We start from the raw sequence: 15841 nt of genomic DNA on the forward strand, positions 1-15841 counted from the left end.
ACGGAGTACGTGTGACCGAACACGAAAAACGCCTGCCACCCCTTTCGGGATGACAGGCGCCATGCTGGAACAAATCGGGAACCAGTCAACCCCTTCGGGCGACGATCCCCGTTCTCCACCGGTCGTGGATGCGGCTTACTCGCGGTCGTCGCCGGCCTCGGCGAGAGCGGCGCCGACTTCGAGGCCGAGGTCGTCGAGGTTGAACGCCTCACGCTCGGTGGTCGATTCGCCGCGGGCCTGACGCTCGGCCTCTTCCGGCGAGCGGGCGACGTTGACGGTGACGGTCACCTCGACCTCGGGGTGCAGCACCACCGGCACATTGTGCAGGCCGAGAGTCTTGATCGGCTGGTTGAGGGCGAACTGGTCGCGGCCGACGGTGAAGCCCTCGGCGGTGACGACTTCGGCCAGATCGCGGGTGGAGACCGAACCGTAGAGCACGCCGGTCTCGCCCGACTGCCGGATCAGCACGAAGCTCTTGCCCTCGAGGGTCTCTGCGACGGACTGCGCCTCGCTCTTCTTCTCGAGATTGCGGGCCTCGAGCTGGGCGCGCTGGGTCTCGAAGTGCTTCTTGTTGCCGGCGGTGGCGCGCAGGGCCTTGCCGCGGGCGAGAAGGAAGTTGCGGGCGTAGCCCGGCTTCACGTTCACGGTCTCGCCCATCTGGCCGAGTTTGGCGACGCGCTCGAGGAGGATGACTTCCATGGTCTTGGTCCTTGCTGGGGTGGGGTGTGTTGGGAGAGGTCCGGCCGCGTGATGCGGGAGACGGGCCTCAGGTTCGTCCGGCGTCCTCCTTGGGACGGCGCCGGTTGAAGGCGGTGTCGGCGAGGCCGAACAGCGTCAGGGCGAAAAGAGCGACGCCCTGCGTGAAGAACAGGATCAGATAGAGCCCGAACAGGAGGGCCATGCGTCCGGGTCGGCCACGACTGCGATCGTGGAAGGCGGCGAGGCCCTGCATGGCGAAGGCGGCGGTCAGCGCACCGATGAGGCAGATGCCGAGGACGCCCGGATAGCCGGGCACCAGGGCCAGCACGAAGGCCGCTCCCAGGATGCCGAGGACGGAGCGCGGCATCGCGGTGGAAGGGATGTCGGGCCAGGGCCGAGGCAGGCGGCCGGAAATGCGCACGATCCGCCCAGCGGCCCAGAGATAGAAGGTGAGCAGCACGGCAAGACCCTGCGTCGCCAGTCCGGGGGCGATCGTCGCCAGGGCATCGGCCACAGCGTTCTGCTGGTCGGTACCGGGCTCGGCGGTGGGCGCCGTCTTCGCATCCGATTCCGCCTGGATCGCGGGCGTCTCCGTGGGCGGGGGATTCTCTACCGGTGAGGGATTCCCCGTCGTCGAAGGGTTTCCCGCAGGAGCGGCGGCCGGGGGCGTCGCACGGGTCTTGCTCTGCATCGTCACCAGCGTGCGCGTCATCCCGCGCAACTGGGTCTGGAAGGTCTCGAAGTTCGGCGAGGCGATCACCGCGATGGCGACGAAGGCGAGCCCGGCCGTGCCGGCGGTCCAGGCGAGAAGCCGCCCGGTCGGGTACCATTCCATGGTGCCGTCGGCGTTCGGCCGCCCGAGGAGGGCGAGATAAGCCAGCCACCAGGCCGGCAACGCCAGATAGGCGAGGAAGCCGAGGCCGAGGAAGGGTTGTAGGAAGGCAAGCGCGACGGCGCCCGTGATCGCAGCGACGAGGGCCGCCTTGTGGCTCCAGCCGAGGCCCACGATCAGGATCGGGAGCGGGGCGAGCAGGTAGAGCACGATGGACAGCAGCGTGCCCTTCAGCAGGACGCCGAAGAGGAGTGCGGAGACGAGGCCCGCGCCGATGCCGATACCGAGAAACTGTGTCATCGATCCCGCTGTCCCGCTGTCCCCGAAAGGGGCAGGGTTAGAGGCGTTTCATTTCGCCCCAACGACGTCCGGCAGCGTGCTTACCGCCGGCGTAGACTTCCTTCCCCCTTGTGGGGAGGGATCGAGGGTAGGGGTGGCTCCGCCAGCCTGCGCAGGCCGAGGGCCACCCAATCACCTCCACCTCCAACTCCTCCCCACGAAGGGGAGGAGGGGGCCTCGTGGAGAGGCCGAGGCCTACTTGATCACGTAGGGGAGGAAGCCGAGGAAGCGGGCGCGCTTGATCGCCTGGGCGAGTTCACGCTGCTTCTTGGCCGACACCGCCGTGATGCGCGACGGCACGATCTTGCCGCGCTCGGAGACGTAGCGCGACAGGAGCTTGACGTCCTTGTAGTCGATCTTGGGAGCGTTCGCGCCCGAGAACGGGCAGGTCTTGCGACGACGGAAGAAGGGACGACGTCCGCCGCCCGCACCACCACCAGCGGCAGGAGCCGCACCAGGTCCAGCACCGAAACCCATGGCTTAGTTCTCCCCGCCGAAGCTGCGCTCGGGACGGTCGCCGCGATCACCGCGGTCGCCACGATCCCGGTCGCCACCGAATCCACCACCACCGAAGCCTTCGTCGTCACGACGACGGCCGCGCTCACGATCCTTGCGGTCGTCGCGGTCGCGCTTCTGCATCATCGCCGACGGCTCGGACTCGAGCTCTTCGACGCGGACGGTCATGAAGCGCAGGACGTCCTCGGAGATCTGCATCTGGCGCTCCATCTCGGCGAGAGCCGCCGGGGGGGCGTCGACGTTGAGGAGCGTGAAATGCGCCTTGCGGTTCTTCTTGATGCGGTAGGCGAGGGACTTCACGCCCCACATCTCGATCTTCTCGACCTTGCCGCCATTGGCTTCGATGACGCCCTTGTAGGTCTCGACCATGGTCTCGACCTGCTGGGCCGTCACGTCCTGGCGCGCCAGGAAGACGTGTTCATAAAGAGGCATAACGGGCCCTTCATAGCAAAAGGGGCCCGACGGCACGGATGTGCGGGTGTCGATCGTCGGGCCGGTTCAACGCGTTTCGCCCGGCGCCAAGCCCTTCGAGCCGTTTGAAGGCCCGAGCGGTTGATCGAAGGCGGAGACACGGGACGATGGAGCGAACTCCGCATGCCGGACAAGCCGGCACCGTCCGTTCAGCCCCCAGCCGGAGCGAACACGAATTGCGGCGCATAGACGAGTTCGGACGGGATGGCAAGGATGGCGACACGGATGATCGCCCCGATCCCAGCGGCAAGGAAGCCCGCGAATCGATCCGCATCCGGTGATAGAGGAGCCGCCGGAACGCGCACGCCACGTTGGAGGATCGCCGATGTCAGCTATGAAACGAGCCGTGGCCCTCCTGCTCTGTCTCATTGCGTCCGGCCCGGCCAACGCCGACGAGCCGGTGCTGCAGACGATCGATTACGCCAATACGCGCTATTCGAAGCTCGACCAGATCGACGCCGGCAACGTGAAGCAGCTTCAGGTGGCCTGGACGTTCTCGACGGGCGTCCTGCGCGGCCACGAGGGTTCGCCTCTCGTCGTCGGCAACATGATGTACGTCCACACCCCCTTCCCGAACATCGTCTACGCCCTCGACCTCGACAAGGACGGCGTGATCGTCTGGAAGTACGAGCCCAAGCAGGACCCGTCGGTCATCCCGGTGATGTGCTGTGACACGGTCAACCGTGGTCTGGCCTATGCCGACGGCGCCATCATCCTGCACCAGGCCGACACCACCCTGGTTTCCCTCGATGCCAGGACCGGCCGGGTGAACTGGTCCGTGAAGAACGGCGATCCGGCGGTCGGCGAGACCAACACCGCCACCGTGATGCCGGTGAAGGACAAGATCATCGTCGGCATCTCAGGCGCCGAGTACGGAGCCCGCGGCCATATCACCGCCTACGATGCCAGGACCGGGACACGGCTCTGGCGCGGTTACTCGACGGGGCCGGACGCGGACATGATCGTCGATCCGCAGAAGACCACCTCGCTCGGCCGGCCCATCGGCAAGAACTCGTCCCTCGCGAGTTGGGAGGGCGACCAGTGGAAGACCGGCGGCGGGGCGACCTGGGGCTGGTACTCCTACGACCCCGAGCTCGACCTCATCTATTACGGCACCGCCAACCCCTCGACCTGGAATCCGACGCAGCGTCCCGGCGACAACAGGTGGACGACGGCGATCGTCGCCCGCAACCCGGATACCGGCATGATGCGATGGGTCTACCAGATGACGCCCCACGACGAGTGGGACTACGACGGCGTCAACGAGATGATCCTCACGGATCAGACGATCGACGGCCGGACGCGTCCGCTTCTCACCCATTTCGACCGCAACGGGTTCGGCTACACGTTGGACCGGAGCACCGGCGAACTCCTGGTGGCGAAAAAATTCGATTCGGCGGTGAACTGGGCCACCGGGATCGACATGGACGAGGGCTCGGGCCGTTACGGGCGCCCCCTGGTCGATCCGCGCCGCTCACCCGATCGAACGGGAGAGGACGAGACCACCACCGGCATCTGCCCCGGCGCCATCGGCGCCAAGAACGAGCAACCGGCGGCGTATTCGCCGATCACCCGGCTGTTCTACGTGCCAACCAACCACATCTGCATGAGTTACGAGCCGTTCCACGTCACCTATACGCCCGGCATCCCCTACGTCGGCGCCACGGTGACCCTGCAGCCGACCGAGGATGGTCCCGAGACGGGCCGGTTCATCGCCTGGGACGGCGTCGCCGGAAAGGTCGTCTGGTCGAACACCGAGCCGTTCTCGGTCTGGTCCGGCGCCCTCGCCACGGCCGGCGGCGTCGTCTTCTACGGAACGCTGGAAGGCTATCTGAAGGCCGTCGATGCGCGCACGGGCCGCGAACTCTACCGCTTCAAGACGCCCTCGGGCATCATCGGCAACGTGACGACCTACCTCCATCGCGGCAGGCAATACGTCGCCGTGCTCTCGGGCGTCGGCGGCTGGGCGGGGATCGGGCTTGCGGCCGGTCTCACCGACCCGGCGGACGGGGCCGGGGCGGTGGGCGGCTATGCCGGCCTGTCGCGCTACACGGCGCTGGGCGGACAACTCACGGTCTTCGCCCTTCCCGAATCGCGGGACTGACGCCTCAGGAGACGCTCGTCACGCCGTCGCGGTCTCGGAGGGCGGCCACGATCTCGTCGAAGCTCTTCTCCGGTATGTGAACGTAAGACACGTCGATCGTGTCGATGCCGTCCTCCGCCGTCGGCTGGGCGACGAACTGGAGGAGGCGGGAGGCGAAGGAACCGGACATCGTCCGCAGGCTCTCGATGGTGATCGCGCCGCGCCTGGCCGTGATGGTGAGGGTGCGGGTCTGCGCCCGCTCGCGATAGCGCGCCTCCAAAGGTTTCATCCCCGCCAGGATCAGGAGGACGATGGCGGTGGTCGCGATCGCCGCCACATAGAGGCCTGTTCCCGCAGCCAGGCCGATGGCGGCCACGGCCCACAACCCCGCCGCCGTGGTGAGGCCCTTCACCATTTCTCCGCGCAGCATGATAGTGCCGGCACCGAGAAAGCCGATGCCGGACACCACCTGCGCCGCCATGCGCGACGGATCCAGAGAGACGTTCGGCGTACCGAGAATGTCCGAAAAGCCGAAAGCCGAGACGATGACGATCAGGCAGGAGCCGACGCAGACGAGCATGTGCGTCCGCATCCCCGCCGCCCAGACGAGGCGCTCACGCTCGAAACCCACGGCGCTGCCGAGCAGCGCCGCGAGGATAAGACGGCCCAGGATCTCGAAATTGCCGATCACGCGCAGTCCATCCGCTCAGAGCCCGTCGGTCGCTCCTAAGCAGAGACGAGGACGGCGACAATCCTGCCGCCGTCCCTGTTCACCCGTCGATGGGCCTATTTGTCGGGCTTCTCGGAAATGATGGCGCCGGTCTTCGGATCGGCGTGGAATTCCATCTTCACGCCGTTCTTCATGCCCTCGCCCTCCCAATGGCCGTCATCCGCCTCGAACTCGGTGATGTCGGTGTAACCGGCGGCCATCAGCTTCTGCTTGACCTGCTCGGCCGGCATCCAGTCCGCACCGGGCTTGTCGGCGAGAGCGATGCCGGCGGACCCGGCGGTGAGGAGCAGGGCGAGGAGCGCGGGTTTCAGGACACTCATGGGGTTCCTCCAAGATTTCGTTTGCCGTCTAAACGCAAACATCTGCCCTGGTTTTCCGGTTCCGGAGACGAATCACCTGACGGAGGCGGCGATCGCCTGCTGGATGCCGAGGATGTCGGCGCCGCGCTTGAGCGTCTTCCTGATCGGCTCCGGCCGGCCGGAGACCCAGATCGCCAGTTCCGAATCGAAGTCGAAACCGCCCGCCGTCTCCACCGAGAAGCAGGTGATCGCCCGATAGGGCACGGTCATGTAGGCGACCTTACGCCCGGTCATGCCCTGCTTGTCCACGAGGATCAGCCGCCGGTCGGTGAAGACGATGAGGTCGCGGATCACCCGGAAGGCGACCTGCACCGTCTCGCCCTGGGTGAGGATTCCCGCGAGGCTGTCGTTCACCTCCTGCGGAGAGAGGTCGCTGCCATGGCCGAACAGGCCGTCGAGAATTCCCATTGCGCCGCCTATCCCGAAAATGCCGCCTCGCCCCTATCTAGGGACGAGCCGGCCCGGCACATCCTCTGCCGGTCGTCCTTTTTCTCGGGACCCGCCTGCCGTCCGGAGCCGCATGATGTCCGCTACAACCCCCGTTCCCCTGCGCCTCGGGGTGAATATCGACCACGTCGCCACCGTGCGTAACGCTCGCGGCGGCATCCATCCCGATCCCGTCGCCGCCGCCCTGCTCGCGGTGGAAGCCGGGGCGGACGGCATCACCGCGCATCTGCGCGAGGACCGCCGGCATATCCGCGACGCCGATATCGAGGCGCTGATGGGGCGGCTCTCGGTGCCGCTCAATTTCGAGATGGCGGCCACCGACGAGATGGTGGGGATCGCCACCCGCCTGCGGCCGCACGCCTCCTGCCTCGTTCCCGAGAAGCGCGAGGAGCGCACCACCGAGGGCGGCCTCGACATCGTCGGCCAGGCGGCGCACCTCGCCCCCCGGATCGCCGCCCTGTCGGTCGCCGGCATCCGCGTTTCGCTCTTCGTCGAGCCCGACGAGGCGGTGATGGACGCGGCACTCCGTCTCGAAGCACCCGTGGTCGAACTGCATACGGGGAGCTACTGCGAAGCGGTCGCCGAGGGCGACGGCGCGCGGGTGGCGCATGAACTCGCCCGCATCGCGCGGGCCGCCGATTACGGCTCGCGGATCGGCCTCGAAGTCCATGCCGGGCACGGTCTCGCCCTCGACAGCGTCGGGCCGGTGGCGGCCCTGCCGCAGCTCGCCGAGCTCAATATCGGCCACTCGCTCATCGGCGAGGCCATCTTCTGGGGGCTCGGCCAGGCGATCCGCGACATGCGCGCCGCGATGGACCGGGCGCGGGCGGGGATCGCGGCATGATCGTCGGCATCGGCTCGGACCTCTGCGACATCCGCCGGATCGAGCGGTCCCTCGCACGCTACGGCGAGCGGTTCACCCACCGGATCTATACCGATGGCGAGCGCGCGAAGTCGGAGGGCCGCGCCGCCCGCGCCCCGTCCTATGCGAGGCGCTTCGCCGCCAAGGAGGCCTGTGCCAAGGCCCTTGGCACAGGCATGAGCCACGGTGTTTTCTGGCGCGACATGGAGGTGGTGAGCCTGCCGGGCGGGGCACCGACCCTGCGTCTCACCGGGGGCGCCGCGGAGCGACTGCGGGCGATGATTCCCGCCGGGCATGCCGCGAAGATCCACGTGACGCTCACCGACGATCCGCCCATGGCGCAAGCATTCGTGATCATCGAAGCCTTGCCCCTTGCGGCCGCGCATGCTGAGCCGGCGACCGCTCGCGTTGCGGCCCCCGACCGCATGGTCTAGACCGCCGGTCTTCACCGACAGTCGATCGGGTTCGCGCGTCGAGCCGGAGATTGCAGACAGATGGAACGAGCGCGCGTGGATCACCAGACGAAGCGAGACCTGAGGGCGGCCGACACCGGCGCCTGGGCGAGCATCAAGGAGACGGTCAAGGTCGGCGTCCAGGCGCTGCTGATCGCCCTCGTGGTGCGCACGCTGCTCTTCCAGCCGTTCAACATCCCCTCGGGGTCGCTGGTGCCGACGCTTCTCGTGGGCGACTACCTGTTCGTGTCCAAGTACTCCTACGGATATTCGAAGTACTCTCTCCCCCTGAGCGAGTACCTGCCGTTCAAGGCCGATGGCCGGATCTGGGCGGCCGAGCCCAAGCGCGGCGACATCGCGGTGTTCAAGCTGCCGAAGGACAATGCCACCGACTACATCAAGCGCGTCATCGGCCTGCCGGGCGACAAGATCCAGATGAAGGCCGGCATCCTCTACATCAACGACGTGGCGGTGAAGCGTGAGCGCATCGCCCCCTACGAGACCACCGGTCCGTACGGCGAGGAAACGAAGGTCGAGCAATATACCGAGACCCTGCCCAACGGCGTGGTGCATCAGGTGATCGAGCGCGAGGGCGACAACGGCTACTGGGACAATACCGAGCCCTATCTGGTGCCGCCGGGCCGTTACTTCATGATGGGCGACAACCGCGACAATTCCACGGATTCGCGCGATCTCGCCAATGTCGGCTTCGTCCCGTTCGAGAATTTCGTCGGCCGCGCCGAAATGATCTTCTTCTCCATCGACGAGGGCACGCCCGCCTGGCAGATTTGGCAATGGCCGACGAAGGTGCGGTGGGGCCGCATCTTCAGCAGCATCCATTAGGATGATCGATCGTGGGTGAGGAGGCGCGTCCTTCCAGCCGGGCGCGGCGCGCACCGCGACCCAAGCCCGGCCTGAACGTGCTCGAAGAGCGGATCGGCCATGTCTTTGCCGACCGCAGCCTGCTGTCCCTGGCCCTGACCCATGTCAGCAAGGCCGGTGGCGGCGGACGGGTGGGAAGCTATCAGCGCCTCGAGTTCCTCGGAGACCGGGTGCTCGGCCTCGCCATCGCGGACCTCCTCTACGAAGCGTTTCCCCAGGCGGATGAGGGTGACCTGTCGCGGCGTCTCGCCGGGCTCGTGCGCCGGGAGACCTGCGCCGCCGTGGCGACGGCCTGGGATGTCGGGCCGCATCTCGCCCTCGGCCCGGGCGAGATCCAGAGCGGCGGCCGCCGCAACCAGACGATCCTGGCCGATGCCTGCGAATCGATCCTCGGCGCGGTCTTCCTCGATGCCGGATACGAGGCGGCCAAAGCCATCGTCCTGGCGGCCTTCGCGCCCGGCACCGACACGGCGGCGCCGCGCGGACGCGACGCGAAATCCGCCCTTCAGGAATGGGCGATGGGGCGCGCCCTGCCGATCCCGGTCTACGACGTCGTGGAGCGGTCCGGCCCGGACCATGCCCCCGTCTTCCGGATCGCCGCGCGTGTCGAGGGCCTGGAGCCCGGATACGGCACCGGCCCTTCGAAACGCCTCGCCGAGCAGGAGGCCGCCCGCCTCGTCCTCGACCGCGAGGTCCAGGGTGTGAGCCAGCAACCTGGCGCGCGCCCCCTCAACGGAATGGAGACGTCGGCGGACGTCGGTGAAGAAAGCGACTCCGATGCCTGACGACCACAACGATTTCGACGACGAGGACGACCTGCCCCCTCAGGCCCCGATGCCCGAGATCAAGCCGCTGCCGGTCATCCCGGCGGATTCGAGCGCGGGCTTCGTCGCCCTGATCGGCGTTCCCAATGCCGGCAAGTCGACCCTGCTCAACAGCCTCGTGGGCACGAAGGTCTCCATCGTCTCCCGCAAGGTCCAGACGACGCGGGCGCTGGTGCGCGGCATCGTCATGGAGGGCAGCGCCCAGATCATCCTGGTGGACACGCCCGGCATCTTCGCGCCGAAGCGCCGCCTCGACCGGGCGATGGTGCATTCCGCCTGGAGCGGGGCCGCCGATGCGGACGCGATCTGCCTGCTGGTCGATGCCCGCAAGGGCGTCACCGAGGAGGTCGAGGCGATCCTCGCCCGTCTGCCCGAGGTGCGCCGCCCCAAGGCACTGATCCTCAATAAGATCGACCTGATCCCGCGCGACCGGCTGCTGGCGCTGGCCGCCTCGCTCAACGAGCGCATCGCCTTCGCCCACACCTTCATGATCTCCGCGCTCAACGGCGACGGCATCGATACGCTGCGCAAGACCCTGGCCGGGATGATGCAGCCCGGCCCCTGGCTCTACCCGGAGGACCAGGTCTCCGACGCTCCGCTCCGCATGCTCGCCGCGGAGATCACCCGCGAGAAGCTCTACGACAGGCTCCACGAGGAACTGCCCTACCGCTCCACCGTCGAGACCGATCAATGGGTGGCCAAGACCGATGGCTCTGTCCGGATCGAGCAGACGATCTTCGTGGAGCGCGAGAGCCAGCGCTCCATCGTGCTCGGCAAGGGCGGACAGACCATCAAGGCGATCGGGCAGGCGGCGCGACGCGAGATCGCCGAGGCGGCCGATCAGCCCGTCCACCTGTTCCTGCACGTCAAGGTGCGCGAGAACTGGGCCGACGACCCGGCGCGCTATCGCGAAATGGGACTCGAATTCCCGCGCGGCTAAAGGAAGGCCCTATGTCGCACGGCATGATCTGAGGTATCGGATACTCGTTTCATGCTGCGCCGCCGCATAAACCACAGTATCGTTTCGCGGAAGGTTGGGGTTCTCAAGGCGGAGTTGCAATTGAAAGGCCTGCTTTGAATGATTCCGTACAGAACAGCTTGGCAATGACTTGACAGGCTGTTGCCAACCGATTCGCTCGATTTTGCGAATTTGGCGGATGCCGCGAAGATAACCTTTCCAACGAGGCCATCGCCGGCTACCAATCACGAAGCCGCACCCGATTCCGAGTCGCGGACCTCTCTATCCTCTTCTCAACGCCCAACTCTCGAGGCGCGCGTGCTGTCGCGCCGGATCCATCAATGATGCCTTCTCCCACCGTCCCGGATGCCGTCTATGGTTCACCTCCCGCCGAACTCGCCGACGTGTCCGCAGGAGCGGCCCAACTCTCGCCGCTGATCCCCGGATCGGTCCGGCTCGAGGACATCGCCGAGGGCAGCCTCGAGAGCGTGACCATGCTGGCCCCGGCGGGGACGATCGAGCGGCGCTACGCACTCTCCCTGTCGTTGCGCGCCCTGCGTCCGGGCGGTCGTCTGCGTGCCCTGGCGCCGAAGGACAAGGGCGGCGCTCGCCTCGGCCGAGAGCTGAAGGAGTTCGGCTGCGAGCCGGCCGAGACCGCCAAGCGGCATCACCGGATCTGCGAGGTCGCCCGGCCCGCCGCGATCATCGACCTCGACGAGGTGATCCAGGAAGGCGCCCCCCGCCATATCGACAACCTCGCCCTGTGCACGCAGCCCGGCGTCTTCTCCTGGGACCGGCTCGATCCGGGCACGGCGCTGCTCCTGGCCAACCTGCCGGCCCTGTCTGGCCGGGGCGCCGATTTCGGCTGCGGTATCGGCGTCCTCGCCCGTGCCGTCCTCGCCTCCCAGGGGGTCACCGCGCTGACCCTGATCGACATCGACCGGCGCGCCGTGGAGATGGCCCGCCGCAACGTGGGCGATCCCCGCGCCGACATCCGCTGGGCCGACATCCGCTCCACCGACGTCACCCTGGAGCGCCTCGACTTCGTGGTGATGAACCCGCCCTTCCACGATGGCGGGATCGAGGATCGCTTCCTCGGCGAGGTCTTCATCCGGCGCGCCGCCGAGACGTTGAGGCCCGGCGGCACGCTCTGGCTGACGGCCAACGCGCACCTGCCCTACGAGGCACCCCTGAAGGCCGCCTTCAAGGCCGTCACGCTGAGGGCCTCGGCCGGCGGCTACAAGATCTACGAAGCGCGCAAGTGAGCGTGCCTTCGTGAGCAAGAGCCCGAGCCTCAGGCTCGATCGCCTGCTGGCGAATCTCGGTTACGGCTCGCGCCGGGAGATCGGCCTGCTCGCTAAGGCCGGCCTCGTCGTGCTCGACGGCGCGCCTTTGCGTGACGCGAGCCAGCGCATCGCCGCGACGCCGGATCTGTCGGAGCGCATGGTCGTCGATGGCGATCCCCTGGATCCGCCGCCCGGCCTCGCCTTGATGATGAACAAGCCGCTGGGCGTCACCTGCTCCCACAAGGAGGCCGGTCCCCTGGTCTACGGGCTCCTTCCAGAGCGCTGGCGAAGGCGCGACCCGGCCCTCTCCACCATCGGCCGCCTCGACAAGGAAACCTCCGGTCTCCTGCTCCTCACCGATGACGGGCCTTTCCTGCACAAGGTGATTTCGCCGAAATCGAAAGTCGCCAAGCGCTACCGTGTCGCCCTCGACCGTCCCCTCAAGGGCGACGAGGTCATGGTGCTGGGCAGCGGCTCGATGCTGCTCGAAGGAGAGGACAAGCCGCTCCTGCCGGTGGAGATGGAAGTCGAGGACGAGACCCATGTGGTCGTGACCCTGCATGAGGGCCGCTATCATCAGGTCCGCCGCATGTTCGCGGCGCTCGGTAACCACGTCACCGCCCTGCATCGCGACCGCATCGGCGGCCTGACCCTGCCGGCGGACATGGAGGCCGGCACGTACCGCATCCTCACCGAGGGGGATGTCACGGCCTTGTTCGGCGAGGCACCGGCTGCCTGATTCGCTGCCTGCGACGTCCTTCGCATAGCCTTGCCTCGGCAGATATCCTCTGCTAAGGCCCCGCCCATTCCACACGCGGAGCCGGCCTCATGCCTGAATGAGGCGTTTCCGGTGATCGTTCCTTTCGAGGGGCGGTCGCTTCCTCCGCGGCGGCATCAACCGGAAGAGAAAACGATCATGGCCGTTGATTTCACGATGCGTCAGCTCCTCGAAGCGGGCGCCCATTTCGGACACCAGTCCCACCGCTGGAACCCGAAGATGCAGACCTACATCTTCGGTACCCGCAACAACATCCACATCATCGATCTGGCCCAGACCGTGCCGGCTCTTCACCAGGCCCTCCAGGCCGTGAGCGACACCGTGGCCAAGGGCGGCCGCGTGCTGTTCGTCGGTACCAAGCGTCAGGCCGCCGACACGATCGCGGAAGCCGCCAAGCGTTCGGCCCAGTACTACGTCAACTCCCGCTGGCTCGGCGGCATGCTGACCAACTGGAAGACCATCTCGGGCTCGATCGCCCGTCTGCGCAAGGTCGACGAGACCCTCGAAGGTGGTGGCCAGGGCCTCACCAAGAAGGAGCGCCTGATGCTGTCCCGTGAGAAGGACAAGCTCGAGAAGGCTCTCGGCGGCATCAAGGACATGGGCGGCGTGCCCGACCTGCTGTTCGTGATCGACACCAACAAGGAGCAGCTCGCGATCAAGGAGGCCCAGCGCCTCGGGATCCCGGTGGCGGCCATCGTCGACACCAACTGCAACCCCGACGGCATCACCTACGTCGTCCCGGCGAACGACGATGCCGGCCGCGCGATCTCGCTCTATTGCGACCTCATCGCCCGCGCCGCCATCGACGGCATCTCGCGTGGCCAGGGCTCCAGCGGCGTCGATCTCGGCGCCTCCGAGGCTCCCGTCGCCGAGGAACTCCCGCAGGAAGAGGCTGCCATCTCGGTGGAATCCGGTGCTCTCGACCCGGCCGACGTGGCCGCACTCGTCGAGTCCACCGAGCATTTCGAACTGCTCTCCGCTCCCCGCGGCGCTCCGGACGACCTGTCCAAGCTCCACGGCGCCGGCCCGCAGATCGTGCAGAAGCTCAACGATGCCGGCGTCTACCATTACTGGCAGATCGCGGCGATGACCGACGCGGAAGTCGCCAAGGTCGATGCCGACCTGAAGCTCAACGGCCGTATCAGCCGCGACGGCTGGGTCGATCAGGCCCGTGGCTTCGCCGAGGCCGCTGCCGCCGTTTGATCGCACAGGCATCCCGGTGACGGGACGCCGCCGCTGACGTCGAAACCATCCACGAAGCCCGGCGCTGACCCTAGCGTCGGGCTCCTTTATCATTTGAGACAGACCCGAAGAGAGGACTCGCCATGGCCAACATCACCGCCGCATTGGTGAAAGAGCTCCGCGAAAAGACCGGCGCGGGCATGATGGACTGCAAGGGCGCACTCAACGAGACGGACGGCGACATCGAAGCCGCCGTCGACTGGCTGCGTAAGAAGGGCCTCGCCAAGGCCGCCAAGAAGGCCGGCCGCGTCGCCGCCGAGGGCCTCGTGGCCGTCGAATCGTCGGGCCATCACGCCGCCATCGTCGAAGTGAATTCCGAGACCGATTTCGTCGCCCGCAACGACAGCTTCCAGGGCTTCGCCCGCGAGGCCGCCAAGCTCGCCCTCGACACCGACGGCACCCTCGAAGGCCTCGAGGCCGCGCACTTCCCCGGCGGCTCCACGACGATCAAGGAGACGCTCTCCAGCCTCATCGCCACCATCGGCGAGAACATGACCCTGCGCCGCGTCGCCAAGCTCGACGTGACCAAGGGTGTGATCGCGTCCTACGTCCACGCCCAGGTCGCCGACGGCCTCGGCAAGATCGGCGTGCTGGTGGCTCTCGAATCGGAGGGCGATGTGGAGGTTCTCTCCACCCTCGGCCGTCAGATCGCCATGCACGTCGCGGCCACCAACCCGGTGGCCCTCGACGCAGCGGGCGTCGATCAGGCCGTGCTGGAGCGTGAGAGCAACATCCTGCGCGAGAAGAACGCCGGCAAGCCGGACCACGTGCTCGCCAAGATCGTCGAGAGCGGCCTGAAGAGCTACTACAAGGAGGTCACCCTCCTGGAGCAGCCCTTCGTCCATGACGGCTCCAAGACGATCACGCAGGTGCTGAAGGAAGCCGAGGGCAAGGCCGGCGCGCCGGTCAAGCTCACGGCCTTCGTGCGCTACGCCCTCGGCGAGGGCATCGAGAAGGAAGAAGCCCCCGATTTCGCCACCGAAGTCGCCGCCGCCGCCCGCGGCTGATACGGCCTTCGATCCGAGACGGGTCTCCCTGTGAAACGGGCGGCGGCAGCGATGCCGCCGCCCGTTTCGCGTTTCCGGTCCCCGGCCTCGTCGCGTCTCTCCACAGGCTTGGGGGCGAGATGGGGGATGACGCGCTAACGGCGTCCTGCCCCTCGACCTTCGCGACCGCCTTGCGATAGACAGCGGACACTTCCGATTGGATCGTTCGGCCTTGCGCCGGTGCTCGAGGGGACTGGCGCCATGTCGAAGACCAAACCGTTTCGCCGCGTGCTCGTGAAACTGTCGGGCGAGGCCCTGGCCGCCCCGGACGGGTATTGGCTGCATCCCCCGCTTCTCGCGGCCCTGGCGGACGATATCGCCAAGACCTTGGAGGCCGGCTTCCAGGTCGCCCTCGTGGTCGGCGGCGGCAACATGATCCGGGGCGCGCGCATCTCGTCGGCGGGGTGGATCGACCGGGCCACCGGCGACTCGCTGGGCATGATCGCCACGGTGATGAACTCCCTCGCACTGGAGACGGCGCTGAATGCCGCCGGCGTGCCCGCCCGCACCATGTCCGCCGTGTCGATGCCGACCATCTGCGAGACCTATGCGCGCCAGCCGGCCCTTCACCATCTCGACAAGGGCCAGGTGGTCGTCCTCGCCGGCGGCACTGGCAACCCGTATTTCACCACCGACACCGCCGCCGTCCTGCGCGCGGCCGAACTGCGCTGCGGAGCTGTGCTCAAGGCGACCCAGGTGGACGGTGTCTATTCGGCCGATCCGAAGAAGGACCCTTCGGCGGTGCGGTTCGATCGCCTGACCCATGACGATGCCATCGCCCGCGATCTCAAGATCATGGATACCGCCGCCTTCGCTCTCGCCCGCGAGAGCCGCATCTCCATCGTCGTCGGCTCGGTCCACGCGCCGAGTTCGGTGACCGCGATCCTCACCGGGAACGCCCCTTCGACGCATGTCGTGCCCTGACGGCACCCTGTCTCAAGTATCGGATTGGCCGTGCCGCGTTAATGCGCGGCGGTCTGTCAGTCGATCGATGATTCTGTCCTCAGGGTTTCTTGAGGATTTTAGGTCGTCCTG

General features: G+C 67.2%; 18 protein-coding genes. 11 read left to right on the forward strand and 7 right to left on the reverse strand.

Annotation, left to right across the window (positions count from 1 at the left end; translation table 11 throughout):
* Positions 1–135 precede the first annotated feature (135 nt).
* The 4 genes from rplI to rpsF all read right to left on the reverse strand — a co-directional run bounded on the left by rplI (position 136) and on the right by rpsF (position 2818).
* A complete protein-coding gene (rplI, locus tag FV220_RS00980; protein WP_147829092.1) occupies positions 136–699 on the reverse strand; it encodes a 50S ribosomal protein L9 in 564 nt (187 codons plus the stop codon).
* Positions 700–766: 67 nt separating this feature from the next.
* Positions 767–1831, reverse strand: a complete 1065-nt coding sequence (locus tag FV220_RS00985; protein WP_147829094.1) for a hypothetical protein — start codon at positions 1829–1831, stop codon at positions 767–769.
* A 234-nt stretch (positions 1832–2065) separates the two neighbouring features.
* The gene (gene rpsR, locus FV220_RS00990; RefSeq protein WP_018045049.1) at positions 2066–2347 is read right to left on the reverse strand and encodes a 30S ribosomal protein S18; all 282 of its coding nucleotides are present in this window, start codon (positions 2345–2347) and stop codon (positions 2066–2068) included.
* A 3-nt stretch (positions 2348–2350) separates the two neighbouring features.
* Positions 2351–2818, reverse strand: a complete 468-nt coding sequence (gene rpsF / locus FV220_RS00995) for a 30S ribosomal protein S6 (RefSeq protein WP_018045048.1) — start codon at positions 2816–2818, stop codon at positions 2351–2353.
* A 373-nt stretch (positions 2819–3191) separates the two neighbouring features.
* Between rpsF and FV220_RS01000 the strand changes: the two genes are divergently transcribed.
* Positions 3192–4961 carry a methanol/ethanol family PQQ-dependent dehydrogenase gene (locus FV220_RS01000; protein ID WP_147829165.1) on the forward strand — a complete coding sequence of 590 codons (1770 nt, stop codon included), beginning with the start codon at positions 3192–3194 and terminating at the stop codon, positions 4959–4961.
* Positions 4962–4965: 4 nt separating this feature from the next.
* Here the strand turns inward: FV220_RS01000 and FV220_RS01005 are convergent, their stop codons facing one another.
* The 3 genes from FV220_RS01005 to FV220_RS01015 form a co-directional block, all read right to left on the reverse strand.
* Positions 4966–5631 (reverse strand): MgtC/SapB family protein, encoded by a 666-nt coding sequence (locus tag FV220_RS01005; RefSeq protein ID WP_147829096.1) that lies wholly within the window; start codon positions 5629–5631, stop codon positions 4966–4968.
* Between the two features lie 95 nt (positions 5632–5726).
* The gene (locus FV220_RS01010) at positions 5727–5990 is read right to left on the reverse strand and encodes a PepSY domain-containing protein (protein ID WP_147829098.1); all 264 of its coding nucleotides are present in this window, start codon (positions 5988–5990) and stop codon (positions 5727–5729) included.
* 72 nt (positions 5991–6062) lie between these two features.
* Positions 6063–6437: a PH domain-containing protein gene (locus FV220_RS01015; protein ID WP_147829100.1), complete on the reverse strand. Its 375-nt coding sequence runs from the start codon at positions 6435–6437 to the stop codon at positions 6063–6065.
* A 115-nt stretch (positions 6438–6552) separates the two neighbouring features.
* Here FV220_RS01015 and FV220_RS01020 point away from each other — a divergent pair, with 115 nt between their 5' ends.
* The 10 genes from FV220_RS01020 to pyrH all read left to right on the forward strand — a co-directional run bounded on the left by FV220_RS01020 (position 6553) and on the right by pyrH (position 15730).
* Positions 6553–7320: a pyridoxine 5'-phosphate synthase gene (locus FV220_RS01020; protein ID WP_147829167.1), complete on the forward strand. Its 768-nt coding sequence runs from the start codon at positions 6553–6555 to the stop codon at positions 7318–7320.
* Positions 7317–7772: a holo-ACP synthase gene (gene acpS / locus FV220_RS01025; RefSeq protein WP_147829102.1), complete on the forward strand. Its 456-nt coding sequence runs from the start codon at positions 7317–7319 to the stop codon at positions 7770–7772. Before FV220_RS01020 ends, acpS begins: the two co-directional genes overlap by 4 nt.
* 60 nt (positions 7773–7832) lie before the next feature.
* The gene (gene lepB, locus FV220_RS01030) at positions 7833–8633 is read left to right on the forward strand and encodes a signal peptidase I (RefSeq protein WP_027172155.1); all 801 of its coding nucleotides are present in this window, start codon (positions 7833–7835) and stop codon (positions 8631–8633) included.
* An 11-nt stretch (positions 8634–8644) separates the two neighbouring features.
* Positions 8645–9457: a ribonuclease III gene (gene rnc / locus FV220_RS01035; RefSeq protein WP_056140511.1), complete on the forward strand. Its 813-nt coding sequence runs from the start codon at positions 8645–8647 to the stop codon at positions 9455–9457.
* Positions 9458–9506: 49 nt separating this feature from the next.
* Positions 9507–10436 carry a GTPase Era gene (gene era, locus FV220_RS01040; protein WP_085984279.1) on the forward strand — a complete coding sequence of 310 codons (930 nt, stop codon included), beginning with the start codon at positions 9507–9509 and terminating at the stop codon, positions 10434–10436.
* 359 nt (positions 10437–10795) lie between these two features.
* A complete protein-coding gene (locus FV220_RS01045; protein WP_018045037.1) occupies positions 10796–11719 on the forward strand; it encodes a methyltransferase in 924 nt (307 codons plus the stop codon).
* Positions 11720–11729: 10 nt separating this feature from the next.
* Positions 11730–12479, forward strand: coding sequence for a pseudouridine synthase (locus FV220_RS01050; RefSeq protein ID WP_147829105.1), 750 nt, complete (start codon positions 11730–11732; stop codon positions 12477–12479).
* A gap of 177 nt (positions 12480–12656) precedes the next feature.
* Positions 12657–13721, forward strand: a complete 1065-nt coding sequence (locus tag FV220_RS01055) for a 30S ribosomal protein S2 (RefSeq protein ID WP_018045035.1) — start codon at positions 12657–12659, stop codon at positions 13719–13721.
* Between the two features lie 122 nt (positions 13722–13843).
* Positions 13844–14767, forward strand: a complete 924-nt coding sequence (tsf, locus tag FV220_RS01060) for a translation elongation factor Ts (RefSeq protein WP_056140520.1) — start codon at positions 13844–13846, stop codon at positions 14765–14767.
* A gap of 240 nt (positions 14768–15007) precedes the next feature.
* Positions 15008–15730 (forward strand): UMP kinase, encoded by a 723-nt coding sequence (gene pyrH, locus FV220_RS01065; RefSeq protein ID WP_018045033.1) that lies wholly within the window; start codon positions 15008–15010, stop codon positions 15728–15730.
* The last annotated feature ends 111 nt before the right edge of the window (positions 15731–15841 follow it).

The sequence above is a fragment of the Methylobacterium sp. WL19 genome (assembly GCF_008040005.1).
Taxonomy (GTDB): domain Bacteria; phylum Pseudomonadota; class Alphaproteobacteria; order Rhizobiales; family Beijerinckiaceae; genus Methylobacterium; species Methylobacterium bullatum.

What these genes read in the sequence shown, in the direction of transcription:
- rplI (WP_147829092.1), bottom strand. Translation starts at nt 699, where the DNA reads ATGGAAGTCATCCTCCTCGAGCGCGTCGCCAAACTCGGCCAGATGGGC.
- FV220_RS00985 (WP_147829094.1), bottom strand. Translation starts at nt 1,831, where the DNA reads ATGACACAGTTTCTCGGTATCGGCATCGGCGCGGGCCTCGTCTCCGCA.
- rpsR (WP_018045049.1), bottom strand. Translation starts at nt 2,347, where the DNA reads ATGGGTTTCGGTGCTGGACCTGGTGCGGCTCCTGCCGCTGGTGGTGGT.
- rpsF (WP_018045048.1), bottom strand. Translation starts at nt 2,818, where the DNA reads ATGCCTCTTTATGAACACGTCTTCCTGGCGCGCCAGGACGTGACGGCC.
- FV220_RS01000 (WP_147829165.1), top strand. Translation starts at nt 3,192, where the DNA reads ATGAAACGAGCCGTGGCCCTCCTGCTCTGTCTCATTGCGTCCGGCCCG.
- FV220_RS01010 (WP_147829098.1), bottom strand. Translation starts at nt 5,990, where the DNA reads ATGAGTGTCCTGAAACCCGCGCTCCTCGCCCTGCTCCTCACCGCCGGG.
- FV220_RS01015 (WP_147829100.1), bottom strand. Translation starts at nt 6,437, where the DNA reads ATGGGAATTCTCGACGGCCTGTTCGGCCATGGCAGCGACCTCTCTCCG.
- FV220_RS01020 (WP_147829167.1), top strand. Translation starts at nt 6,553, where the DNA reads ATGTCCGCTACAACCCCCGTTCCCCTGCGCCTCGGGGTGAATATCGAC.
- acpS (WP_147829102.1), top strand. Translation starts at nt 7,317, where the DNA reads ATGATCGTCGGCATCGGCTCGGACCTCTGCGACATCCGCCGGATCGAG.
- lepB (WP_027172155.1), top strand. Translation starts at nt 7,833, where the DNA reads ATGGAACGAGCGCGCGTGGATCACCAGACGAAGCGAGACCTGAGGGCG.
- era (WP_085984279.1), top strand. Translation starts at nt 9,507, where the DNA reads ATGCCCGAGATCAAGCCGCTGCCGGTCATCCCGGCGGATTCGAGCGCG.
- FV220_RS01045 (WP_018045037.1), top strand. Translation starts at nt 10,796, where the DNA reads ATGATGCCTTCTCCCACCGTCCCGGATGCCGTCTATGGTTCACCTCCC.
- FV220_RS01055 (WP_018045035.1), top strand. Translation starts at nt 12,657, where the DNA reads ATGGCCGTTGATTTCACGATGCGTCAGCTCCTCGAAGCGGGCGCCCAT.
- tsf (WP_056140520.1), top strand. Translation starts at nt 13,844, where the DNA reads ATGGCCAACATCACCGCCGCATTGGTGAAAGAGCTCCGCGAAAAGACC.
- pyrH (WP_018045033.1), top strand. Translation starts at nt 15,008, where the DNA reads ATGTCGAAGACCAAACCGTTTCGCCGCGTGCTCGTGAAACTGTCGGGC.